The organism is Marinifaba aquimaris (genome assembly GCF_013328345.1).
GTDB classification, from domain to species: domain Bacteria; phylum Pseudomonadota; class Gammaproteobacteria; order Enterobacterales; family Alteromonadaceae; genus Marinifaba; species Marinifaba aquimaris.
This window is the reverse complement of the sequence record NZ_JABULX010000004.1, coordinates 61,363-86,341: the sequence shown is the minus strand read 5'-3', so window position 1 is coordinate 86,341 and position 24,979 is coordinate 61,363. Positions and strand designations below refer to the sequence as shown.

Genomic DNA, 24,979 nt, shown 5'->3' with positions numbered 1-24,979 from the left:
ATGATAAAAAAGTAACACAAAACTATTATTTTCTAGCAAAAACCTATCAATACTAATAAAAAATTCAGGTATTTTTTAATCAAACGATACAAATTCATCTGAATTCATAAAAATGTCGTCAGCAAAAAAGCCGAGTTAAACTCGGCTTTTTATCCACTTTAATTTTGCTAAAAATCGTTTTGTAACTACAAACCGTATTCGTCAAAAAGAGCCTTAATCGCGGGCTTGTTTTTTACTAATTCATCATGGGTAAGGCCATCTAATTCATGAGGAAAAACCAACCAATCAGTCGATTTTTTTAAAAAATAATGTGGCGTCAAACTGGTTTGATTATTTTCAGGTTTAAACCAAGGCGTAGCAATTCGGATATCTTCAGGCGTATTGCGACGACACTTTTCTTTTAACGTATCAAGAATCGCTTTAATACTTAGGCCTGAATCAAAAACATCATCGACCAATAACAACGAATCATCGGCATTAATATTACGAATAATATAGTCCAAACCATGTACTCTCACTTCCTTACCTCGCTCACCAATGGCGGTATAAGAAGAGGTTCGAATACTGATATGGTCTGTTTTGACGCCACACACGTGCAAAATTTCCTGAACGGCGATACCAACAGGGGTGCCTCCGCGCCACACGCCCACTATAAAATCAGGCCTAAATTCACTTTTAAAAATCTCTAAGCCTAACTTAAATGAATCAACCAACAATTCTTCTGCGCTGATGTAGTACTTTTCTGCCATTTTCTGCTCTCGGTTAAACTTAATTTGCAAATTATAGTCTGCTGTTTTGATTAGGTGCTAAATTTACAAGCAAGTTTGGTGATTTTAAGGGTTTAACATGCAAGGCTTAGTCGCGTTTTTTAAATTAGAACAGTTTAATACCGACATAAAAACAGAGTTAAAAGCAGGATTAACCACGTTTTTGACCATGGCATATATTTTGTTTGTTAACCCGCAATTACTGAGTATTTCAGGTATTCCACAACAAGATATCATTTTTGCCACTTGTGTCGCTTCAACTATCGCCTGTTTTGTTATGGGTATCTACGGTAACTTCCCCCTAGCACTCGCACCTGGTATGGGTTTGAACGCCTATTTTACTTTTGGTGTTGTTCAAGGCATGGGGATTAGCTGGCAAGTGGCACTGGCAGCAGTGTTTGTCGAAGGCATTATATTTTTGTTGCTCGCCTTTACAGGCTTTCGCTCTAAAATGATAAATGCAATACCCAACTGTTTAAAAATTGCGACCATGACGGGTATTGGCCTGTTCTTAGCCATTATTGGCTTTAAAAATGCTGGTTTGACTGTCGCTCACCCAGCTACGTTAGTAACACTTGGTGATTTGAATAGCCCAAGTGTATTACTATCCTTTTTTGGCATCATATTAACAGGCGCCCTACTTTTCAAAGCTCTTAAAGCAGCTATCTTACTCAGTATTGTCATATTGACAACTATCGCTTGGTTAACAGGCTTAAGTCCGTTACCCGAGCAATTTATTGCATGGCCTGCCCTCCCATCAGAAAGCTTGATGGCTGTTGATTTTAGTCAGGTATTCAGTGCTGCATTTGTCACCGTAGTCGTCGCCTTTTTGTTTGTAGATATGTTCGATACCGCAGGCACACTGATTGGAACAGGAAGAGCAGCAGGCCTTCTCAATGAAAAAGGAGAACTTCCTAACTCGGAAAAAGCATTTGTTGCCGATGCCATTGGTACGACATCAGGAGCATTACTGGGTACGAGTACTGTCACTACCTATGTCGAATCTGCAACTGGGATAGAATCTGGTGGTAGAACAGGACTAACAGCCATCACTGTTGGAGTATTATTTTTATTAGCGTTATTTTTCGCTCCGCTTTTTATTTCTATTCCCGCATTAGCAACGGCCCCCGCTTTAATTGTAGTGGGCGCAATGATGATGCTCGGGGCGAGAGATCTCGATTGGATGAAAATGGATGAATCAGTTCCAGCATTTTTAACCGTTGTGGCTATGCCTTTTACCTTCTCTATTGCAAACGGTATTGCACTTGGGATCATCAGCTATGTTTTGATCAAGATCTTAACTGGGCAATACAAAGACCTCAATTTGTTTATGATGGTACTGGCAGCTGCTTTATTGGCTTTTCATTTAATTGGTTAAAAAACAACAAAATGGGTAAAAATGAAGATAAAATCGGCTAACTTGCGATTTAAAACCAGTTAAATGTAAAATAACGGCTTAAATATGGATTAGGGACAATCGTTAATGCTGCTTCGCCGCTATTTTATTTACCTATTTTTTATCTTCATCAACTTTGCTTTTTCTCAGGCTCATAGCGCTTCAGATATCATTCTTGGTATGTCAAACGCCCAAACCGGCCCCACCGCTCAACTCGGCATCAAACTCAAACAAGGTGCACAAGGCTTTTTTTCAACGTTAAATCGTCAAGGCGGTTTATACGGACAACAGATAAAAATTAGAGCTTATGACGATGGCTATGAACCAGAAAAAACGGTCGCCAATACAAAAAAATTACTTCACGAAGGACCACTGGCTTTATTTGGTTATGTAGGTACTCCCACTGCGTATGCAGTGATGCCAATGATTGAAAAAAGCAGAGTGCCATTTTTAATGCCGCTGACAGGGGCAGAATTTCTTCGCCAACCCGTTAAAAAACAAGTATTTAATTTAAGAGCTAGCTATCAACAAGAAGCGATGCGACAAATTGAGTACCTAGTCGAAGAGCAAGGTATTAAACGAATTGGTTTACTCATTCAGGCAGATGAATTTGGGATCACTTTAGAAAAAGCACACCAGTTGGCTTTAAAAAAATATAACCTCGAAGCGAAAGTTATCACCCGATATCGACGAAATACTGAAGATATTGCTCGAGCATTAGCAAAATTACGCAAACACAAAGTGGATGCGATTGTTTTTGTCGGCACCTATAAGCCATTGGCTAAATTTATTAATCAAGCCGCTGCTGTTAACTTTAACCCTTATTATACCAGTGTTTCATTTGTCTCTAGTGCCGACTTATTTGCGGCGATTGATGTAAAAGCAAAATTACTCGTCACTGAAGTGGTTCCTGAACCCTCAAAATGTAATGCACCAATATGCCAGCGTTTTGAAGAAGATATGAGACAAGTCGGCGTGATTGCCCCCGATCGCGTTCATCTCGAAGGGTACCTCAACGCTTACACGTTTGCCGAAGTTGCCTCCTTATGTGAAAAGGAGTTAGACAGAGATTGCTTATTACAAGCGTTTGAGCATTTTCATCAAGATTTAGGCGAATTCAAGATCAATTACACCCAGCTTAATCACCAGGGTTTAAATCGGGTTTACCTTAATTTTTATCCCAACGCTATATAAAAAAAACCAGCAGATGCTGGCTTTTTTCAATTCTAGATACCGATTACACTGCTTGGCAGCTTTCTAACTTCCAGATATCGCGAACATAATCTTCAATCGAGCGGTCGGAGTTGAACTTACCCATCTTAGCAGTATTGATAATAGCCATCTCAGCCCATTTAGCTTTATCTCTAAAAAGCTCATCAACGCGTTTGTGCGCTTGAGAATAACTCTGGTAATCAGCTAAACAAAGGTATTCATCACCATAGTCCAACATACTACGTTTAACATCGGCTAACTCACCCGGTTTACCCGGTGTAAAGTAATCCGTATCAAACCAATCTAGAACAGCTTTGAGCTCTGGGTTTGCATAATAGTAATCCCAAGGATTATAGCCTTCACCTTTAAGCTCTTTAACTTGAGCAACCGTTAAACCAAAGATAACAATGTTGTCATCACCTACTTCTTCAGCAATTTCAATATTTGCACCATCAAGTGTGCCTACAGTGACCGCACCGTTAAGTGCAAGCTTCATGTTGCCTGTACCAGATGCCTCTTTACCAGCAGTAGAGATTTGCTCTGATACATCGGCAGCGGGGATCATTTTCTCAGCAAGAGAAACGCGATAGTTAGGCAACAACACCACTTTGAGTTTGTCTTTGATGCGCTCATCTAAGTTAATACGATCGGCAACTTTATTGATGGCATAGATGATTTCTTTAGCCATGTGATAACCAGGCGCAGCTTTTGCACCAAAGATAAAGACGCGCTTAGGTACGTCTAAATCTGGGTTTTGTAATAAGCGGCGATACAAGGCCATGATGTGAATAAGATTAAGTTGCTGACGCTTATACTCATGCAAACGCTTGATTTGAATATCAAAAATAGCATTAGGATCAACATCAACATCGGTTAACTCTTTGATCGTTTTAGCGAGTTCAACTTTATTATCGTGCTTAATTTTCATAAAGGCGTTTTGGAACGTTTTGTTCTTTGCCTTTTTTGCTAAGCCTTGTAATTTATCAAGATGGACAGGCCAATCAGCATCGATATGTTTGTCGATTAATTCTGATAGTTTAGGGTTACACGCTTTCAACCAACGACGTGGTGTGACACCATTTGTCACGTTAGTGAACTTTTCAGGCCAAATGCGATAAAACTCAGGGAATAAATCGGATTTAACAAGCTCAGAGTGAATTTGTGCAACACCGTTCACTTTGAAGCTACCAATGACTGATAAGTTGCCCATGCGAACCATTTTATGATCGCCTTCTTCGATAATCGAAAGCTTAGATTTAATGGCATCTAAATGCTCATCATCAGCAAATACTTTACTAACAATACCATCTAAGAAACGTGCATTAATTTCATAGATGATCTCTAAGTGGCGCGGTAACACACGTTCGAATAAATGGACTGGCCACTTTTCTAACGCTTCAGGCAATAACGTATGGTTAGTATAAGCAAATACTTTTTGACAAAGCGCCCAAGCATCGTCCCACTCCATGCCTGCTCTATCGATTAAAATTCGCATCATTTCTGGGATAGCAACAGCAGGGTGAGTATCGTTAAGTTGCATGACTACCTGATCCGCAAATTTGCTCCAATCATCACCATGCGCGCGCTTGTAACGACGAACAATGTCTTTTATTGAACAAGCCGTGAAAAAGTACTGCTGAATTAAACGAAGCTCTTTACCGGCATCGGTCGTATCATTTGGGTAAAGTACTTTGGAAATAGTTTCAGCTTGTACATTCTCAACATGAGAGTCTAGATAACCACCTGCGTTGAATACATCCCAGTTAAAGAAGTCAGATGCACGTGACTCCCATAAACGCAGAATATTTACATTGCTCTCGCCATAACCAACAATTGGGATATCCCAAGGTACACCTTTGATGATTCGACCAGGGTGCCACTCTTTTTCAATTTCACCTTGCTCGTTATAACGCGTCTCAACATAACCGTATAATGGAATTTCTTGGACCGACTCCGGGCGACAAATTTCCCAAGGGTTTCCATATTCACGCCAAGAGTCTGGGCGCTCGACTTGTCGTCCACCCAAGAAAGATTGATTAAACAAGCCATGCTCGTAATGAATACCATAGCCAATTGCTGGATAATTTAATGTCGCCAATGAGTCAATGTAACAAGCCGCTAAACGACCTAAACCACCATTACCTAAAGCCATATCTGGCTCTTCGTCATAAATTTCGTGGAAGTCACAGCCCAACTCAGTGAGTGCCTGCTCGGCAACGCCCATTAAATCTAGGCTACATAAGTTATTTTTCAGTAGACGGCCCATTAGATACTCAAGTGATAAATAATGGACAGCACGGGTATCTGTTTTACGCTGTTTTTTCTGGGTTTGCGTGACACGCTCAAATACGACTTCGTTAATTGCAGAAGCAGTTGCCCCCCACCAAGCTTTTTTACTGGCTTTTTCTGAATCTGTGCCTTGGGTAGTGTGAAGATGACGAAGAATGCTAACTTTTAACTCTTCTACTGTTTTTGGAACATCGATGATATGTGCCGGCTTTGATTGGCTCGGCGCTTTTGCTGGTGCTGATTCTGCTTTTGCTTTACTGCTCTTAGCTGGGGCTGCTTTTTTCCCTGTCGTTTTTGTCGATTTTACTGTTGCCATTTTACTTGTCCTCTAAGCATAAAAAAGGCTGCATAAATGCAGCCTGGTAACATAAATTTATAAACCCGCTTTTTTGAAAGTTTGATTTACAATCTCTTGCGCCTCTTTTGCTATTTGCGCAATATGCTCATCACCTAAAAAGCTCTCGCAATAAATTTTATATATATCTTCAGTCCCTGATGGACGCGCTGCAAACCAACCATTGTCGGTAACCACTTTTAATCCACCGATAGCCGCACCATTACCTGGTGCATGGGTTAGTTTAGCAATAATCGGATCACCAGCCAAAGTGGCTGCTTCAACATCATCTGCCGATAAGTTTTTCAATACTTGTTTTTGTTCTAGCGATGCAGCCGCTTCAGTGCGTTTATAAACTGGCGCACCAAATTGCTGAGTCAGTGCTTTGTAGTGCTGCGCTGGATCTTGACCTGTAACGGCAATGATTTCAGCTGCAAGTAAAGCCATGATGATACCGTCTTTATCCGTACTCCAAGCTTTACCGTCTTTAGCTAAGAAGGATGCACCTGCACTTTCTTCACCGCCAAACGCACAATCACCTGAATGTAGGCCATCAACAAACCATTTAAAGCCGACAGGGACTTCCTTTAACTCACGGCCAATCGATTTTGCCACGCGGTCAATCATAGAACTAGACACTAACGTCTTACCAATCGCTGCATCTTTACTCCAATCTGGACGATGTTGGAATAAATAATTAATAGCGACTGCTAAATAATGATTTGGGTTCATCAAACCTGCACTGCGCGTCACAATGCCATGTCGATCATAATCAGGATCATTACCTACCGCGACATCAAATTGTTCTTTTAAGCCTATTAGACCAGCCATTGCATAAGGCGAAGAGCAATCCATGCGAATTTTGCCATCTTTATCCAAACTCATAAAAGAGAATGTTGGATCGACGATATCGTTCACTTTGGTAATTTGTAAGCCATAGGTTTGTGCAATAACATCCCAGTAAGCAATACCTGAACCACCTAATGGATCAACACCAATACGTACGCCAGCTTTAGCAATTGCGTCCATATCGATGACATCTTTTAAACCATCAACATAAGGTTGAACAAAATCGTACTCAGTGACTTTTTCTATCGCTTGGTTAAATGCTAATTGCTGAATGCCCACACCACCTTCAGCTAACAAAGCATTGGCACGCGCTTGGATAGCATTGGTGATATCTGTATCAGCAGGTCCACCATTAGGTGGATTATATTTAAAACCGCCATCTTCAGGTGGGTTATGAGATGGCGTGATCACAACGCCATCTGCCAAGCCTGACGTTTTATCTTGGTTGTACGTTAAAATGGCATTCGAAATAACAGGTGTAGGCGTATAACCTCGACCTTGTTGTACATAAACATCCACGCCATTTGCGACTAACACTTCAACGGCCGTGGCAAATGCACATTCAGATAACGCATGAGTATCCATACCTATGTACAAAGGCCCATTGATACCTTGCTCTTGACGATACTCTGCTAAAGCTTGGCTTATCGCTGCAATATGGTTTTCGTTAAATGTATTTTTTGCCGCACTGCCACGATGGCCTGATGTACCAAAGCTAACTTGTTGGCTCTTATCATTTACATCGGGTTTGTTGAGGTAGTATTGGCTGACGAGTCGAGGGATATTAGTAAGATCACTTGCCTGTGTTTTTTGTCCTGCTCTTGGGTGTAACGCCATTTTTTATCCTTAAATCCTAATTTTTTAATGCTATGCATCTATCTTTTCGATAAGCATTTAATAACAGCCTCGTTTTAATTCTTGGGTGATTAACACGAATGACTTTTATTCAATGATAATGCGACTACTACACATAAAAAACAAGCAGGTCAAAGGGATAGCTTTATATTTTTTTATTATGTGCTTAGCTCAACTAAGGCTATTAAGTCGATAATAAATAAAGTCTATCTTCGCTGGATTGCAAATTTTTGACATCAGGTTTTTGAACAAACGGCGATAAGATTTACAATTGAACAATTTATCACCGCTTAAAAGATTAGAGTGATGATAAATCGAGGTATTTCCCGGCAATTTGTTGGCTTGTTTTCCCGTCATTTTCACAAAAAGGTACAACACCTAAACACGGCGCATCAAATACCGATTTTAAGTGAGCGATGTTCTCTGCTTGATATGGCATACTCTCCTCGGATACCTGATTAGCCACCCAAGCTTTAACTTTCACCCCTGCCGCTTTGATGGCTTGATAAGTTAATAACGCATGGTTTAAGCAGCCTAGCTTTAAACCAACAACAAAAATAACGTCTATCTGTCTGCTAGCAACCCAATCAGCAAGTGTTTGCTCTGTATTTAATGGCAGTAACCAACCACCAGCCCCTTCTGTAAACAAATAATCAGTATTTTGATTTAAAGCGCATTGCTCAATGTTGTTAAATGCCCTATCTACCAAGCTCATTGACAGTGAAGTATCGACCAAACTGGCAGCGATATGTGGTGCTATGGGCGGCTCAAATGCAATTGGGTTAATGACTTGGTAATCAAGTTCAACATTCGATTGGGCTTGTAAAATCAAGGCATCTTCATTTCTTAGCCCTTCAGGTGTTTGGTTGCAACCCGCTGAAATAGGTTTAAAGCCAACGACCTGATTACCCTTTACCTTTAAGCCAGCCAGAATTAGATCCGTAATGAACGTTTTGCCAGAGTCAGTGTCTGTGGCCGTGATAAAGTAATTTTTCATCTTTTAAGCTCGTCTAATCTTGATAAAACCCAAGTGCCAACTGGCTATTTTTGTTGTCTGGGGTGTGCCCTCGCCATCATCGTTATCAGGGTAAGCTTGCTCAAGCTGCTTCAGTTTCTCTTTGGTTAAATAAAACTGTTTAGCATTTTGTGTGACCACTTGATTAGCACCAATATGTTTTAATTCTTGCATCACAGCTAATGCAGACGAATAAGATAAGTGGTGCCAATCTTGTTCTAATTCAAAGCTAAAACCGTATCTCAAGCTTGCTTGGATTAGTGCTTGCTTTAATACCTGAAACGATAAAAACTCATTCACATGGCTATGAGCTGGGTCTACTGATTGCCACGCCTGATTTAGTTCGGCCAATGAACCTTCTAACAAGGTACTCATTACTATTTCAGCACTTGGGTTTAATTGTAAAAATTGTGCTAATTGCTGACACACTTTGTCTAAGTCACACCACTGAATAGCTAATGAACTCACACAATAGTCATATTGTTTTGCCATCAATTGCGTTGAGTCACTAAATTGTTCAACATCTTCTATCGCAAAATTGGCCTCTATTTGATGACCATTAAGCGTTTTAAGCTTTTGTTCAGCCGCACTTAACATACCCGCCGAAATATCAATACCTGTGTATAGCCATGCTTTTTCCGGAAAATCGTTAGTTAATTGTTTGATGATATTGGCCGTGCCACAACCTAAATCGAGTAATCGAATAGTTGATAAATCGGAATCAGCTAAACCTAAGCGTTGGCAAACTTGTTTTACCGTCCAATGTTGCAGACGTGCATAATTATCGTATTGGGTTGCGGCTTTAGAAAAAGACGCGGCCACTTGTTTTTTTTGCGTTGACGTTAAATACATACTCAAATTTTAAAAATCTAAACGCTGTTCAGCGCTAAACTGAACCTTGGTTAAAAGCGGCACAGGCAGATTGAAAAGTCGACACTAGCTGTTTTATGTCGGCTACTTCATGATCGGCACTTAAAGTAATGCGAACTCTACTTGAATTGGCGGGTACAGTCGGTGGACGAATAGCCTTTGCCCAAATACCTCGACTTTGCAAGTACTCAGCTAGATGCAGGGTTTTATCCGCATCGCCAATGATCACTGGCTGAATAGCGGAACTTGATGTTAATAGCTCAAAATCAGTCTGTGCCATTAATTCTCTAAACAGAGCAATATTGTTGTTTAACTTTTCACGACGCCAATTCTGTGATTTGACAAGCTCAATTGATGCTTGCATTGCATAGGCTTGTGCCGGTGGCAATGCAGTACTGTAGATATAGCTTCTTGCAAATTGCACAAGATAATCTGTGATGTAATTGTCCGCAGCAATAAAGGCTCCCGATAAACCGAGTGCCTTACCAAACGTAGCGACAAGAATATCGGGCTGGTTTTGACATCTTTCATCAAACCAAGTGCCCTGCCCGTTTTGGCCTTTAACACCGATACCGTGGGCATCATCTAGTACTAGCATGCTCTGGTATTGCTGAGCGAGCTGCTTTAATTGTGCAACAGGAGCAGAATCACCATCCATACTAAACACCCCTTCACTGACAATAGCCGTTGTGATCGCTTCAAGGTTGGATGGCGCACTAGCCAGTTTATCTAAACGGCCTTTTAGGTGGTCTGTATCATTGTGATTAAAACGATAATGCGCAGCAGCAGATGCAAGGCCGCCATCAATTAAAGATGCGTGATTAAGCTTATCTTGGATAATGGTATCGCCTTTACCAAAGAGCGTTTTGAGTAAAGTAGAATTGGCACTGAAACCTGTGGAAAACAACAAGACACTCTCAAAACCTAGCCAATCAGCGATTTGTTGCTCGAGATCACGATAAACAGTATGAAAACCGTTTACTAAGGGCGAGCCTGTACTGCCACAACCAAATAACTCAACCCCTTTAATAAAGGCATTTTTTAATTCTTGGCTAGCCGCTAGCCCTAAATAATCATTACCGGCAAAATTTAAATAGCTTTGTTGTTGATGCAACAAAGTACGCCCTGCGGGTTCAACTACTTGGCGTTGTCGATACAAAAACGCTTGCTGACGTTCAGCAAGCGCTTTTTCAATGCGGTGTCGCATCATATGAGATTTACAGCGTTGACTGATTAAGACGCTTCGTAGAACATGCTTGGCTGGCTGTTTTCAACAACCGCTTCCATTGCTACTGCTTCTACGACTTCATCTGAGTATCCTTGACGTTTTTCTGGATTAATACCCAATTTAGCAAACAACTCCATATCTTGGTTTGCTTCAGGGTTTTCAGTAGTCAGCAACTTCTCACCGTAGAAAATCGAGTTAGCACCAGCAAAGAAACACAATGCCTGCATTTGTTCGTTCATTTCAGTACGACCGGCAGATAAACGCACGTGTGATTTAGGCATCATGATACGCGCAACAGCGATAGTACGAACAAATTCAAAATGATCAAAGTCTTCTAAATCAGCCATAGGTGTACCTTCAACTTTTACTAACATGTTGATTGGCACTGAATCAGGTTGCTCTGGCAAGTTCGCTAAGTTGAGTAATAAACCTGAACGGTCATTCGCTTTTTCACCCATACCCACAATACCACCAGAACATACCTTCATCCCTGCTGCACGCACATTCTCTAATGTGTCTAAGCGGTCTTTGTAAGTACGTGTAGTGATGATGTCACCATAGTATTCAGGTGATGTGTCTAAGTTATGGTTGTAATAATCTAAACCCGCTTCTTTAAGCGCCATAGATTGCTCACGCGTTAGCATACCTAGCGTCATACAACTTTCTAAGTTGAGTTCTTTAACACCTTTGATCATCTTGATGATATAAGGCATGTCTCTATCTTTAGGGTTACGCCAAGCTGCGCCCATACAAAAACGTGTCGAGCCATTTTTCTTAGCAATTCGCGCTTTCTCTAAAACGGCTTCAACTTCCATCAACTTTTCTTTTTCAAGATCGGTATCGTAACGTGCACTTTGCGGGCAGTACTTACAATCTTCAGGACAAGCACCCGTTTTAATTGAAAGTAAAGTTGAAACTTGTACTTCGTTCGGGTCAAAGTGCTGGCGGTGAACCGTTTGCGCTTTAAATAATAAGTCGTTAAAAGGTAATTCAAATAAGGCATTAACTTCAGCTAATGACCAATCATGTCTTACTTCTGCTTGCATAGGTGCACCCAAAATAGATTCTTGTTCTTAAAATTTCTGGACAGTTTAAACCGAGTTTGTAAACTGTCAACTTAAAACCCACTCAAGGTTTACTAACGAACAATAATTAACCAAAACTATCTATTTATAATGCAAACTTTAAGGTTGATTGCGCTATGACCCAAAAAATTGACTATCAATTTGACCAAGACCATATCTGGCACCCTTACACATCATTAACCGAGCCACTTCCTGTATACGGTGTTGTGGCAGCAAAAGGGTGTTACTTGCAATTAGAAGATGGCTCTGAATTAGTTGATGGTATGTCTTCATGGTGGTCGACGCTGCATGGTTATAACCATCCAGTACTCAACGATTCGATGAAAGCGCAAATAGATAAAATGGCCCATGTGATGTTTGGTGGAATAACGCATAACCCGGCGATTGAACTATCAAAGCGGTTAGTTAAGCTCACCCCAGAAGGTTTAGACAAAATATTTATCTCTGATTCAGGCTCGGTTGCGGTTGAGGTGTCGATGAAAATGGCGCTGCAATATTGGCATAGCCAAGGTAAAGCAGAAAAATCAAAATTTCTCGCTTTAGAAAAAGGCTATCATGGTGATACGTTTGCAGCGATGTCTGTATGCGACCCAATCACAGGTATGCACACGTTGTTTGCTAATAACTTACAAAAACAAATATTTGTTGAGCGCCCCAGTGTAAAAATCAATCAAACATGGCAAGCCAATGCCATGACTGCATTAGAAAACACCTTAAAAAACCATCACCACGAAGCGGCTGCTTTAATCCTAGAGCCTGTAGTTCAAGGTACTGGTGGCATGTATTTCTATCATCCTGAGTACTTGGTTCAAGCTCGTGCACTTTGCGATAAATATGATGTTCTGCTCATTGCCGATGAAATTGCCACGGGGTTTGGTCGTACCGGTAAGTTATTTGCCTGTGAGTGGGCAGGTATCTCACCCGATATTTTGTGTTTAGGTAAGACCCTAACAGGTGGCATGATGAGTTTAGCGGCAACGTTAACAACCGAAAAAATTGCAACAGGCATTTGTAATGGCGAAGCGGGCGTGTTTATGCATGGCCCAACATTTATGGGAAACCCCCTTGCCTGTGCAACCGCAGTTGCTTCAATTGACTTACTATTAGCTTCTGACTGGCAAAAAAAAGTAGCACAACTAGAAAAGTGGTTAACAAAGTGCTTATTACCTTTGAAAACAAATCCTAAAATTGCCGATGTCAGATGTCTTGGTGCAATTGGTGTAGTTGAGACACATGAGCCTGTCAATGTAGCCCAAATTCAAAAAGTGTTTGTTGAACAAGGTGTCTGGATTAGGCCATTCGGAAAGCTTGTCTATATTATGCCGCCCTATATTGCAGGTCTAGCAGAAGTAGAAAAGCTAGCCCATGCCATCGAATACTATTTCGAACAGTCATAGCTTTATCATCCCAAAAACGAAAAATGTCTAACCCATGCTCAGATATGCGTAGGTTACATAATTAAGATGTGAAAAATTCATCGTTCTATAGCTATATTTTCAATAAAATATCCCAGTTTAACCGCGGGCTATTAAGTCAAACTGTGGCTATTTATTTATTAATTTAAGTGGCCATTTTTTATTTAAGCTCCAATAAAAACAATGCCTCTAGCTATGTGACTAACACGGATAATCATACGAGGAAGCCATATATATCAATATCTCAACTAGTAGCCTCAAGCGCCTCAGTAGTTAAGAGTTCAAAAATATCAATACCAGAGCACCATTCCATTTCATTTCCGCTTACTTTAGCGTGAGGAAAATCAAGAATCTCGCTTGTAATTTCTGTTTCGCTAAAAGGATTAAGATATAGAGTGTTATTACAACCCTTTAGTCTCCATGGGCTTATGTTTTCAAATATCCATGCACCATTGACCCTAGTGTATTGAGGCCCTTTTATACCAACCCATGCTCCATTTGGCTTTCTTCTCATTTCAGGCTCGCCTTTTTAGACACTTGATATTAAAAACTCCTCCTGTCCAAACAAGGCTTACATTTCGTCTATAGGGTCTAGTGCATGGGTATCCATATTAACCGCAACAACCAAAGGCTTATTTAGCCTCCCATACCTATTTCCTTTCTTACAAATTGCATTCTTTAGCGGCTCCCATTCATTTACATATTCAGCACCATTGCCTTCAATTCCTATAGCTTTTTTCCCTGACAATCTCTTTTCTTTTTTTCTAGGGATGGCCTTAATATCAATTTCCCATTCATCATTTTTCCAATGATACTTTGGTAAGTTTTTTATACTCTCTTTTGCTTTCACTGCCACTTCATCTGGATCTAGGCTGTCTAGCCATTTAGATATTTCTTTTGCCAATCGTTTTCCGCTAGGAGGTGCCTTTGGCTTTCCTTTGATTTGCAAATCAAGAAAAAATTTGGACAGTCGATTTTATCAATGATTTTTAAAACCTGATCTCCTCTTTTCTGAGCAGCAATTTCATCGCTGTCCTTATCAGAAGCCAAAATTGCCTCAAGATAAAACTCTTCACCACTTTGAGTTTGAACAAGGAAGTCGGGACGTTTTTTACTTCCATTATCAAGTTCTGGATGAATTGAAACAGAATAACCTTTAGTAATTAGTATCGCGTAAAGAACAATCTCAAAAGTTGCCGACTTGCAATTTTGTTCATCTTTAGATTGTATTCTTGATATTAATTCCAATGCCTCTTCTTCTGGAAATCTTGATAGCCATAGGTTATAGAAATCTCTAACTTTTTGTGCGGCAGGCATACTGGAGCGATTTAAAAAATCAAAATCATTTTCAAGTCGTTGTTTCGGGGTTAAATCATTCCTGTGTTTATTTTCAAATAGCATAACTTTATCCTTGTTATTTATAATCATATTTATTAAGTGTTTATCGAAAATCCTCGTATGATTATTAGGTTGTTTTTTACTGATGGATATATCTTATCTAATTGTTTTGTATGTGGTTTTAATTCTCATTGTGTGGCTAGATGTTCTATCTAGCCACACTTTCACTTAATAGCCCGGTTTAACCGCTGGGCTTTTACTTATCTGAATGGCTATCTCTTTTCACAAACTTTAACTTGTTCATAAGCGCGAACGATATCTGCGGCATCAAGCTGACCACCAAACTCGACTTTTCGATAATGACACAGCAGTTTATTCAAATATTCTTTAGCAATTAAATTTTGTTTTGAGTCATCACTTTGCCAGATTTTCTCTCCAACTTTACTGGGTAAAAGATGATGTTGGTGGCTATCATTAGACGTATAGAGTATTTCATAAAAGCGATTATTTTCTTTTATTAACCACTCATCAATTAAGCCTAAATTAGCGTGCTCAAGTGATTCTCTTAAGTGATAACAGTAGTTAACCGGACACAAAATAAAGTCTATTGCTATCCCTTGATTATTTAGCAGTATATTGCTGATAAACTCACTCATTAACTCACCGCCAACCCCTGCAATGATCACCAGGTGCTTACCTTCTTCAGGCATTGAGCTTTGCAATAAATCCAGTTTTTTTAAATCGACACAATGCGTTTTGGCATTACTGTTAGGGTGAAATTTTTGCAGGTTCTGTTCAATTTGAGAGATTAAGCTAGGCACACAATCAACAAAATTAACCTGCATCTGGGGATTTTTAGATAGAATTGAAGCGCCTAAATAACCGTGATCGCAGCACGTATCCCATATATGCTGATACTCATTGATATGAGCTAGAGCGACTTGCTCTATGTGCGTTAAACGTTTACTAAGTTTCAAGATAAATCTACGTTTTAAAAAAAATCGCGCCTAGTTTAACGGTTTTCTTTTAAAAGAAGAATATAGTGTTTAACAAAGGCAAGCCAAGCAAAATTAAGGCTTGCCTTTGATTTGATGTTACAAACGTACGTTTATTCAAGGGGTAAAGCGTAGAAATAACCGCTTTCATTGCCAGTGTAGATAACACCTTGTTCAACGGTGACCGTATTTAAAAAATTTGTAGCCTCTAATTGCCAATGCACTTCACCTGAGAAATCTACAACCGTGAGATAGCCCTTACTTTGATCTACATATGCACTGCCTGCGGTAATCAATACCTTATCTTGATAGATGACAGGGCGTGCAAAAACATTACCACCAGCATCGATATTCCAGTTCACCTCACCTGTCTTTGCATTGATTGACTCAAGTAAATGGTCATCCGAAGTGCCAATATAGAAATTTCCTTGATGATAAATTGCTTCCCCTGTCACCCAGTTACCGCCGTGTTGTACATCCCAAACATTTTCACCAGTTTGTAAATCAACAGCTTGTGCATAAGCATTGCGGCTACCCGTTATTACAACGCCTTCTGCGACTGCTGGTGAGCTCGAATAACCCGTTGTATCGTTGTACCAATTAATTTCTTTTCGGTTTATATCGAAATTATAAAGGCCCGTTTCTGAGGCAAATGACAATGTATTATCATAAAGAGCGGGGCGTCCTAATAAACGCTCACCTATATTTTTCTCCCACAACAACTCACCAGTATTAGGATTAATGGCCATAACATAGCCACTTTTAGACACCAAATAAAGTTCGTTATTGACGATTAAAGGGTGATTGTTGTGATAGTCCCAGGTATCGAGAATTCTTTCGGCTCTGGTATCTAATCGCCAGACATCACTACCATCGTGAATATTCAAAGCAATTAATTCAGCACCCTCTGTTAAAAAAATAATGCTGTCATTGTGAGCGACAATATCACCCGATATGTTTGAGCCTATAGCCAATTGCCAAATAATCTCACCAGTGTCTGTAGCTAAAGCAAAAAGATTTCCTTCATCATTGCCAATAAACACTTTGTTATCTGCAACGGCGGCAGTTGCATGAATAGGAGCGCCGGTATCAATAAACCACAAACTTTGACTTCGAATAGTTTGCTCTTGCTGTTCAACGCGCTGCTTGATTTCTGAACTTGTTAGTGGTTTCGAGCCTATGCTTGGGGAAGCATCTCCTGACCCACCACCACATGCACTTAAGCCTATCGCTAAACCAAATATCCATAGTTGTTTGGTCATTATTATTTTCCTGTATTACTAGTTAAAACTAACCGCAATATAGGATGAAAATTATCGATAGACTTTAAGAAAGGGTTAAGAAGCTATTCTTTAGGTAATCTTAACTGTTTAATAATTCTTTGAAATTGTGGATTACTTTTGAGCGGTTGATACTTTGGATCAACATTGAGCCAAAGTATCAAATTATTGTTATCTGCAACTGCTTTTTCTAAATTTTTCATGGCTTTATCATATTCTCCAGCGGTAATATGATAACGTGCAGTTGAAATAGGCGGCCAGTACTGACCAATATTCAGTTTCTCCTTTTTAACATTAGCAAGCCAAGCATTTAACTGTTTTAAACCACCTTGGTTAAAAGCGCTATCAGCCGCTCTGAGCTCTTGTTCTGAATACCCCACTAGCTCAAAGTTTGCGCGATAATGCTGATAAGCCGTTTTTTCATCGCCCATATTTTCATATAACTTCAGCCCGGCGGTGTGGTAACTAATGCTATTCGGATTTATTGCTTTTAGTTTAGCGAGTTCAGATATTGCCTTGTCGTATTCTTTAGACATATTGTAAACCCATGCAATATTTTCAGCAGAATACTCTTTTGGCGATAGGTTTCGATGAACTTGAATATGATGTAAAGCAGCCTCGGTATCACCTAATGCAATGGCCATTGACGCATAAAGCTTGTGGCTGAGAGGGTCTTTTGGTGCAATTTGGATACTCTCACGTAAGTAACGCTCTGCCATAATCACATTAGATTGATAGATAGCAATAAGGCCTAACTGCATCAATAGATCAGCAAACTGAGGAGCAATTGCATAACCTTGATTGAAAATACTTTTAGCCTGTTCTAAAACTTGATCTCGTTCAGTCGTACTCCCCTGCCAATTAACCTGAAACAATATTGATTTGCCATAGGCATTTATCACATGTGGATCGTTGGGCATTTGCTCATAAAGGCTTGCTAGAAGCTCTTCACCTTGCGCTAAGCTTTCTCGATCAGGTTGTTGTATTAAAAAAATAGCTTTGGCGTATTGTTCATTAGCCAGTAAATTTTGTGGAACAGCATTGTAATCATATTTGGGTTTTGCAAAATAAATCCAAACCACAGAAAAAATAACTATGATAGACGCTGCAATCGTGAATTGAACGCGTTTAGGCTTACCGACAATATGTTTATCAGCAGCTAGGGAGCTTAACTCAGTTTGTATTTGTTCTACTTTAGGCAATAACCTAAAACCGAAACCTGTAATGGTAGCAATAAAAATGGGCGATTTAGCATTGCAACCTAACGCCTTTCGCAAGCCACTTATTGCTACGGAAATGGTTTCATCTGATACGACTTTTCCCGCCCAAACCTCTTCAAGTAAAGCTTCTTTACTCAGCGTCTGCTCTTTTGCTATTGCTAAAGCCTGTAAAACTCGAATTAATCTGCGTTCAAGCTTTTTTGTTTCGCCGTCATCAGAAGTGATAGTGCTATTGATCGGATCGACTAACCAATGCTTAAGTTTGAATTTTTCAAGGCTATCTATCGACATAAAAACAGAGGCTATAAATTACATTTTGCGATACAAGAATAATACGATGTTACGCAGGCAAGTACGAGGAAATAACACAATACGCGAATGGATAAATATCGCTCGATATTTGGATTCAACATTGAGCGATCGAACTTACTCTAACCAGTATTCAACAAATTCTGCTGCTGGTTTTCTCGTTTTAACTGGCGGTTCGCTTTTTGCCGTTCCTAAGTATAAGAAGCCAATGATCTCATCAGCTTCTTTTAACTTAAGTTGTTTTTTAACATGCGCATCATAAGCGAGATCGCCCGTTCGCCAAATACCTTGATAACCTTGAGCAAACGCAGCCATTTGCATGGCTTGTGCACTGCAGCCTGCTGCTACTAATTGTTCAAGTCTTGGAATTTTTGGGCTATCTTTTACATCGGCAATAATTGCGATGACTAAAGGCGCTCTTAATGGCATGTTCCGGGCTTTACTGATTTTTTCACAATCGGCACCTTGTGCCTCTCTTGCTTCAGCGTAAATCTCGCCTAGATCATCTAACGCTTGACCACGAAATACGATAAAACGCCAAGGTGTTAAACCACCATGATCGGGAACAGTAACCCCGGCTTGTAAAATATTCTCAAGGCAAATACCTTCAGGCGCAGGCTCGGTTAATTGGTTGTATGACTGACGTTTTAATAATAGTGAAAGTGCATCCATTTTTATTCTCTCCTAAGCCTGCATCACATCTGAATTATTCGAATCGTTTGAGCTGTTGATGTCGTTATCAGAGCTATTTGGATCTTCATTAACCTGACAATAAATATCTTTATACGCACAATAGAGCGCACACATCGTAATAGGTACCAGCAGCATAAAATATAAAGGGACTAATAATGTTAAGTTCAGAGTAATCAAAACAAGGGCAGGAAAAGCGAGCCCTATCATTGCTAATCCAAAACCTAGCATGGCTAAAACATTTAACAAACAGGCCCTAAAACTTTGAATAATCGTATTGATTAAACTGACTTGCGGCTGTAAAGCGAGCAATATAGGCGAGAATACAAATGCAGCGGCAGGAATTAAGTAGATAAACATTGCCAGTACAAATTGCTCCGCTAATTTTAATATTTCAGTATCAGAAAGCTGCTTTAATTGTTCAGGGTCATTAATAGGAAAGTCGCCCAACATAATGGCAAAACAAACCGACATCACAACCAAATTAATCAGTGTTAACCCCGCTAATTTCAACCCTGAGGTTTTTACCGTCTGTATAATATCCATTGGGTTAAACTTATCGCCCCTATCTAAATTACGCGCAATAACATAAAAGCCTGCCCATAGAATCGAAGCGATGATCGAGCCCACAACCGGGATAGCCATTAGTGCAAGTGATAGCAGTAACACAGAAAGCGTAGAGAGCATCCATTGTAAAGGGTTAAGTTTAAACAGGTTAAACCCTAGTTTTAGCCAATTCATGCCTTGGCTAAAGCTGCAAGTTTTGACCTGACCTGTTAATTGATCAGCGATTTTGTTATCAGAACGGTTGTTATTATCAAACATCGGGGTGAAATAAATTCCTAAAAATAATTACTGCTTTGGCCACATTAAACGAACTAATGCAGGCAATAAAATAATGGCGCCGAGCATATTGAGCAAAAACATAAAGGTCAAGAGGATCCCCATATCAACTTGGAATTTTAAATCACTAAATAACCAAGTACTCACCCCTACAGCTAGTGTAATACCAGTGAAAATAACGGCCCCACCACGCTCTTTTAGTGCATCAATATAAGCGCGTTCAATCGACTCTCCACGACGAATGTAATCATTCATTGTCGTCAAGATATAGATGCCGTAATCAACACCAATACCCACACCAAGGGCAATCACTGGCAAGGTATATACTGTTAAACCAATTTGCATATAGGTCATCAAAGCTTGTGCCATAATAGACACTAAATATAAAGGTAATACGACAGCGATAGTAGCTTTAATGGATTTAAAACTGAGTAAACAAAGGATAATAACGGCACCATAGACATATAACATCATTGGCACTTGTGCTTCTGTCACCGCTTCGTTTGTTGCTGCCATTACACCTGCAGGACCAGAAGCAAGTCTGAAAGTGAGTTGTTCAGATTCAAACTCTGCTTTTTGTACTTTAACTACATCGATAACGCGCGCCATCGTTTCAGCTTTGTGGTCCGTTAAAAATAGAATAATAGGTATTGCAGAACAGTCGCCATTTAACAGACCAGAGCTTGTCGGCACCCTAGCAACAGATTGGGCGAGTGTATCAACATTGGATGATAATACTCGCCATTTTGGGTTAGCCTCATTAAAACCTGAATTTATAATTTTCGCCACACTAGTTAAGCTCACGCTCGATTGAACGCCCTCAACATTACTTAAACGCCACTGAAAATCATCAATAGCAGACATAGTGTCAAACTGGGTACAAGCGTCAGGTTCAGACTCTGCGATAATTGATAGAATATCGACACTGACTGCATACTTTTCTGTGATTAAGAACGTATCTTGGTTATAGCGAGAATCAGTATGAAGCGCAGGGGCGCCGGCATGTAAATCCCCTACTTTCAAATTATTAGAATAACCATAACAAACAACAAAAACGACAAAGGACAAGGCCGTGATCAAAGCCGCATTTTTCACTTTGCAGATAGCATGTAATTTTTGCCAGCCTCGATTAATGCAGTGAGTTTGCTGTTGCTGAAGCGCTTGAGCATCCTGTTGTCTCTGCAAGAATCGACTCAAAGAGGCGTCTTTAACAAATGATAAGGCCACAGGCATCAATATTAAGTTAGTAAGGATAATTACACCTACCCCTATTGATGCAGAAATGGCGAGCTCTTTGATGATTCCAATATCGATACTCAAAATCGTCAAAAAGCCAATGCAATCTGAGACCAGCGCGATTAACCCAGGCAACGCCAAAACTTTAAATGCTTGTTGCGAAGCGTGCTTTATTTCGCTCCCCGTCGCTAAATTCTTGACCACCGCATTAATCATTTGTACACCGTGACTTACACCTATGGCAAATATCAAAAACGGCAACAAGATAGACATAGGGTCAATGCCAAAGCCTAGTGAAGATAAAATACCAACTTTCCAAATCATAGCGATGAGCGAACAAGCGATTGGGAACAGTGTTAATTTCAGTGACTTACAGAAGTAATAAACAAACAACGTGGTAATAATGATGGCAACGATAAAAAACAAAATGACGCCTTTCGCCCCAGCTGCAACATCCCCAACCATCTTGGCAAAACCAATTATATGAACAGAAATACTATCGGTTTCAAATTCACCTCGGATCGTATTTTCAAGCTCTTTAGCTATTTTGATGGTATCTAATGATTCACCCGTTTGCGGGTCAAACTCTAAAAGCTGCGCACTGACCATCGCGCAGCTGTAGTCATTAGCCACAATTCGACCAACTTGGCCAGATAATTCAACATTTCGCTTAACTTGATTTAAACCCGCATTATCAGCTTTAAAATTTGCTGGTATGACGGGGCCACCAGCAAAGCCATCCTCTACAACTTGAGTAAACCGAACTGAAGGTGAGAATAATGACTTTACACTGGAACGGCTAACACCTTGGATAAAAAATAGCTGATCATGTACTTTTTTCAGGCTATCGAAAAATGCGGGATTGTATATATCGCCACTGCTATCACACAAAGAGATAAGTACATTATTTGCCCCGCCAAAGTCTTGCTGATACTGCAAATAAGTCTGCATATATTCATGTTTTAGCGGGATATTTTTAGTAAATGCAGCGTCGAGTTTAATTTGACTGGCTTGATAACCCAAAACACACGTCATCAGAGCAAAAAAGAGAATAACAAACTGTCTATGACGGAAAATCAGTTGCTCAACAAAATTGATAATGGAAAAAATAGACATAAAACGATCACTTAGTTAGCTGATTTTGCATAGAGGAGACGGGTACCGAAGAAGGTATAAACCTGTGGGCTTGTTCAAAGTTTTTTTCATTAAAAACAAATGCTTCAAAACCTTGATCACCAATTGTAATGAGTTTGTCTTGATATTTAATCGCCCCTAACTGGGTTTTACTCTGCGTTTTAAATGCAGCGGTGAGCCTTTTTGACTGACGATGCCAATACCAAACTTGCTGACTATGAGTAAATAATAAAATTCCCTGCTCGAGTATTTTTATTGCATTAATATTTGACGGTTCTGGTAAGTGTGACGCATACCAAATACGGCCTGCATTTTTGGTCCTAAAAAAGTTACCTCGAAGACCTGCAACAACAATGCTATGCGCATTTTCTGTATCTGCTTTGATGGTAAACATCGAACCGTCGTACTCAATATCTTGACGTTGCCAAGATTGACCTTTGTCTTTACTGGTAGCAACTAGCCCACGCTCACCGGCTAACCATAAACTGTTACCGTCAAAAGCCAATTGGTTCATATGAGGTAAAATTGCCGATAACTCGTCTAAATAATCCTCTTCACTTTCGAGCCTTACTTCGGCCAGATATTCCCTATCGTCTCGAGTTAATAAGCTCTCATGTTGCTGACTTTGCCAACTAGCACCACCATCATGAGTCATCAAATACAAACCATAGGCTCCTACAGCTACACCGTGTTGCTCATTAAAAAAGAAAATATCCATTAGTGGTTTATCGAGTTCGGGAGCGAAATGTTGCACGTGCCAATTAAGCCCCGCGTCTTTACTGTGCAAAATGAGTCCGTTGTGACCAACAGCCCAAACGAGGGAGGTATTACTTTGCAATGAAAAGACTTTAGTCAACATATCACTTTTAGGATTAGCAACTTGCTGCCAATCAAGTTGCTCAGTTTTACCCTGTTCAGCTCTTAATATATGGCCTCTTTCTCCCACAGCGATGAAAACTGGCTGTTGCTGAAAATTAAACTGGATAATATCCGTAAGTAAACTCTGACTGGCTAACGGTTGAATTTCAGCAGGTTTAGCAAATAAAGCATTAGCGCAAAAAAAAGTGATTAATACGGTAAGTTTTACCAATAAACCTAATTTAAATTGAAAGGCTGCAATCAAACCTTAGCTCCAAAAACGAATAACTTCATATAAAGTATAGAAAAACAAAAAGCGGCATTAACCTAGATTAATGCCGCTTTATGAAAATAACAATAATTGTCTATCGACGACCTGCTCGTCTTAATGCCTGAGTTGTAAAGTCTTTACCTGTAATATCGGCGTCAAAGTCGTACATTTTTTCATTGTTATCTAAGCCAATAGCTAAATAACGACGAGATGATAAATCATGATAAACATCCAACGTCGACCAGTGTGTTGGCACTTCGTAGTAATTCAAGCCGTGTGCCATATTCACACGATAAAGCTCATCACGGTTGTCATATACATCGGCCACATGTATTTGCCAGCTATCTTCGTCAATGAAGAAAACGCGTTTTTTGTATAAGTGGCGCATATCTTCTTTTAACGTCGCTTCGACAACCCAAACACGGTGCTTTTCAAATCGAGTTAACTCTGGGTTGATATGACCAGGATGCAAAATATCATCGTAGTCAATGCCCTGCTGATGAAGCTTATAACTGTTATAAGGAATATATAATTCTTGTTTGCCTTTTAACGTCCAGTTATAGCGGTTTGGCGAGCCATTAAACATATCCAAGTCATCATTAGTACGCAAACCATCTGATGCGGTACCTGGCGCATCGTAAGCTACATTGGGTGCTTTTCTTACCCTTCTTTGACCTGTGTTATAAGTCCAAGCATTACGTGGCGTTTTAACCTGATCCATGGTTTCATGCACTAACAAAGCAGTGCCTCTTAAGCGAGCGGGAGAAGTAACTTGTTGCGATAATTTAAACAGTATATTGGACTGAGCTAACTGTTCTGGGGTCGACTCTGGTAACGAGTATTGGAAAATGACCTTGTCGTCAAAACCAATAAACGTGTAATCCCCTCCCGCAGTTGGCATGGCTTGGCCACCATTTCGGGTTATTTTTTCACCGCGGTAACGTAAAATATGGTTCCAAATCGCTTCTAGGCCATTTTCAGGAATAGGGAAAGGAATGCCTCTAGCAGTGCCCGTTACACCATTACCCTGTTCGACAAGTTCTGCCGTTGTAGCATATTGCTTGGTAGCATCGTAAACATATTGAGGATAAGACGCCGTTCTTCTAGTTGGATAAACAGGCATCTTGAACGTATCAGGATACAACTTGAATAAAGCTTGTTGACCTGGGCTTAAAAATGCAGCGTACTGTTGATAGTTTTTGCTATCAATAACAAATAGCGCTTTGTCATCAGCAAAAATATTAGAATGATGCTGCCCTGCTTTAAAGCCATCAGGGGTTTTAGTAATGCCACCTGTCCAAGCAGGAATTGAGCCATCTGCATTACCTGCTTTTTCAGCACCGAGTGCCGTTAAATCTTGACCTAGACGATTGGCTTCTTGCTCAGTAATTTTACCAAATGCTGAAGTAGATACGGTCGCACTTAATGCAAGAGTTAGCGCAATTGCTAGCGGACCCGTTTTTATATTTTTTAGTTGGTTAAGCATAATA

Annotated in this window: 21 protein-coding genes; 3 read left to right on the top strand and 18 right to left on the bottom strand. The window is 40.0% G+C overall.

What is annotated here, in order from left to right; translation table 11 throughout:
* Positions 1-185 precede the first annotated feature (185 nt).
* A complete protein-coding gene (locus tag HR060_RS04015; protein ID WP_174199112.1) occupies positions 186-749 on the bottom strand; it encodes a phosphoribosyltransferase in 564 nt (187 codons plus the stop codon).
* A 97-nt stretch (positions 750-846) separates the two neighbouring features.
* On the opposite strand from HR060_RS04015, the gene HR060_RS04010 reads away from it, so the two are divergent.
* A complete protein-coding gene (locus tag HR060_RS04010) occupies positions 847-2,145 on the top strand; it encodes an NCS2 family permease (protein WP_174198988.1) in 1,299 nt (432 codons plus the stop codon).
* 105 nt (positions 2,146-2,250) lie between these two features.
* On the top strand, positions 2,251-3,357 hold the full coding sequence (locus HR060_RS04005) for an ABC transporter substrate-binding protein (RefSeq protein WP_174198987.1): 1,107 nt from the start codon (positions 2,251-2,253) through the stop codon (positions 3,355-3,357).
* Between the two features lie 43 nt (positions 3,358-3,400).
* Here the strand turns inward: HR060_RS04005 and HR060_RS04000 are convergent, their stop codons facing one another.
* The 6 genes from HR060_RS04000 to bioB all read right to left on the bottom strand — a co-directional run bounded on the left by HR060_RS04000 (position 3,401) and on the right by bioB (position 11,861).
* Complete coding sequence (locus HR060_RS04000) at positions 3,401-5,980, bottom strand: glycogen/starch/alpha-glucan phosphorylase (protein ID WP_174198986.1); 2,580 nt, start codon at positions 5,978-5,980, stop codon at positions 3,401-3,403.
* A gap of 57 nt (positions 5,981-6,037) precedes the next feature.
* Complete coding sequence (gene pgm, locus HR060_RS03995) at positions 6,038-7,684, bottom strand: phosphoglucomutase (alpha-D-glucose-1,6-bisphosphate-dependent) (RefSeq protein ID WP_174198985.1); 1,647 nt, start codon at positions 7,682-7,684, stop codon at positions 6,038-6,040.
* Between the two features lie 316 nt (positions 7,685-8,000).
* Positions 8,001-8,699: a dethiobiotin synthase gene (gene bioD, locus HR060_RS03990; protein ID WP_174198984.1), complete on the bottom strand. Its 699-nt coding sequence runs from the start codon at positions 8,697-8,699 to the stop codon at positions 8,001-8,003.
* Between the two features lie 3 nt (positions 8,700-8,702).
* A complete protein-coding gene (locus tag HR060_RS03985; RefSeq protein WP_174198983.1) occupies positions 8,703-9,569 on the bottom strand; it encodes a methyltransferase domain-containing protein in 867 nt (288 codons plus the stop codon).
* Positions 9,570-9,603: 34 nt separating this feature from the next.
* Positions 9,604-10,797 (bottom strand): 8-amino-7-oxononanoate synthase, encoded by a 1,194-nt coding sequence (gene bioF / locus HR060_RS03980; RefSeq protein WP_174198982.1) that lies wholly within the window; start codon positions 10,795-10,797, stop codon positions 9,604-9,606.
* A 23-nt stretch (positions 10,798-10,820) separates the two neighbouring features.
* A complete protein-coding gene (bioB, locus tag HR060_RS03975) occupies positions 10,821-11,861 on the bottom strand; it encodes a biotin synthase BioB (protein ID WP_174198981.1) in 1,041 nt (346 codons plus the stop codon).
* Between the two features lie 155 nt (positions 11,862-12,016).
* Between bioB and bioA the strand changes: the two genes are divergently transcribed.
* Positions 12,017-13,297, top strand: a complete 1,281-nt coding sequence (bioA, locus tag HR060_RS03970; protein WP_174198980.1) for an adenosylmethionine--8-amino-7-oxononanoate transaminase — start codon at positions 12,017-12,019, stop codon at positions 13,295-13,297.
* Positions 13,298-13,559: 262 nt separating this feature from the next.
* Here bioA and HR060_RS03965 read toward each other — a convergent pair whose 3' ends face one another.
* The 11 genes from HR060_RS03965 to HR060_RS03915 form a co-directional block, all read right to left on the bottom strand.
* Positions 13,560-13,829 (bottom strand): hypothetical protein, encoded by a 270-nt coding sequence (locus HR060_RS03965; RefSeq protein ID WP_174198979.1) that lies wholly within the window; start codon positions 13,827-13,829, stop codon positions 13,560-13,562.
* A 57-nt stretch (positions 13,830-13,886) separates the two neighbouring features.
* The gene (locus tag HR060_RS03960; protein WP_174198978.1) at positions 13,887-14,219 is read right to left on the bottom strand and encodes a hypothetical protein; all 333 of its coding nucleotides are present in this window, start codon (positions 14,217-14,219) and stop codon (positions 13,887-13,889) included.
* The gene (locus HR060_RS03955) at positions 14,192-14,716 is read right to left on the bottom strand and encodes a hypothetical protein (protein WP_174198977.1); all 525 of its coding nucleotides are present in this window, start codon (positions 14,714-14,716) and stop codon (positions 14,192-14,194) included. The genes HR060_RS03960 and HR060_RS03955 overlap by 28 nt, the downstream gene beginning before the upstream one ends.
* 209 nt (positions 14,717-14,925) lie before the next feature.
* Complete coding sequence (locus tag HR060_RS03950) at positions 14,926-15,630, bottom strand: tRNA (adenine(22)-N(1))-methyltransferase (RefSeq protein ID WP_174198976.1); 705 nt, start codon at positions 15,628-15,630, stop codon at positions 14,926-14,928.
* Between the two features lie 131 nt (positions 15,631-15,761).
* Positions 15,762-16,910 (bottom strand): outer membrane protein assembly factor BamB family protein, encoded by a 1,149-nt coding sequence (locus tag HR060_RS03945; RefSeq protein WP_174198975.1) that lies wholly within the window; start codon positions 16,908-16,910, stop codon positions 15,762-15,764.
* A gap of 83 nt (positions 16,911-16,993) precedes the next feature.
* Positions 16,994-18,439: a winged helix-turn-helix domain-containing protein gene (locus HR060_RS03940; protein ID WP_174198974.1), complete on the bottom strand. Its 1,446-nt coding sequence runs from the start codon at positions 18,437-18,439 to the stop codon at positions 16,994-16,996.
* Positions 18,440-18,574: 135 nt separating this feature from the next.
* Positions 18,575-19,129 carry an NAD(P)H nitroreductase gene (locus tag HR060_RS03935; RefSeq protein ID WP_174198973.1) on the bottom strand — a complete coding sequence of 185 codons (555 nt, stop codon included), beginning with the start codon at positions 19,127-19,129 and terminating at the stop codon, positions 18,575-18,577.
* A 12-nt stretch (positions 19,130-19,141) separates the two neighbouring features.
* The gene (locus HR060_RS03930; RefSeq protein WP_174198972.1) at positions 19,142-19,972 is read right to left on the bottom strand and encodes a BPSS1780 family membrane protein; all 831 of its coding nucleotides are present in this window, start codon (positions 19,970-19,972) and stop codon (positions 19,142-19,144) included.
* A gap of 27 nt (positions 19,973-19,999) precedes the next feature.
* A complete protein-coding gene (locus HR060_RS03925) occupies positions 20,000-22,342 on the bottom strand; it encodes an efflux RND transporter permease subunit (protein WP_174198971.1) in 2,343 nt (780 codons plus the stop codon).
* A 7-nt stretch (positions 22,343-22,349) separates the two neighbouring features.
* Positions 22,350-23,483, bottom strand: coding sequence for a WD40/YVTN/BNR-like repeat-containing protein (locus tag HR060_RS03920; protein ID WP_174198970.1), 1,134 nt, complete (start codon positions 23,481-23,483; stop codon positions 22,350-22,352).
* Between the two features lie 100 nt (positions 23,484-23,583).
* Positions 23,584-24,975 carry a DUF1329 domain-containing protein gene (locus HR060_RS03915; protein WP_174198969.1) on the bottom strand — a complete coding sequence of 464 codons (1,392 nt, stop codon included), beginning with the start codon at positions 24,973-24,975 and terminating at the stop codon, positions 23,584-23,586.
* Positions 24,976-24,979 lie beyond the last annotated feature (4 nt).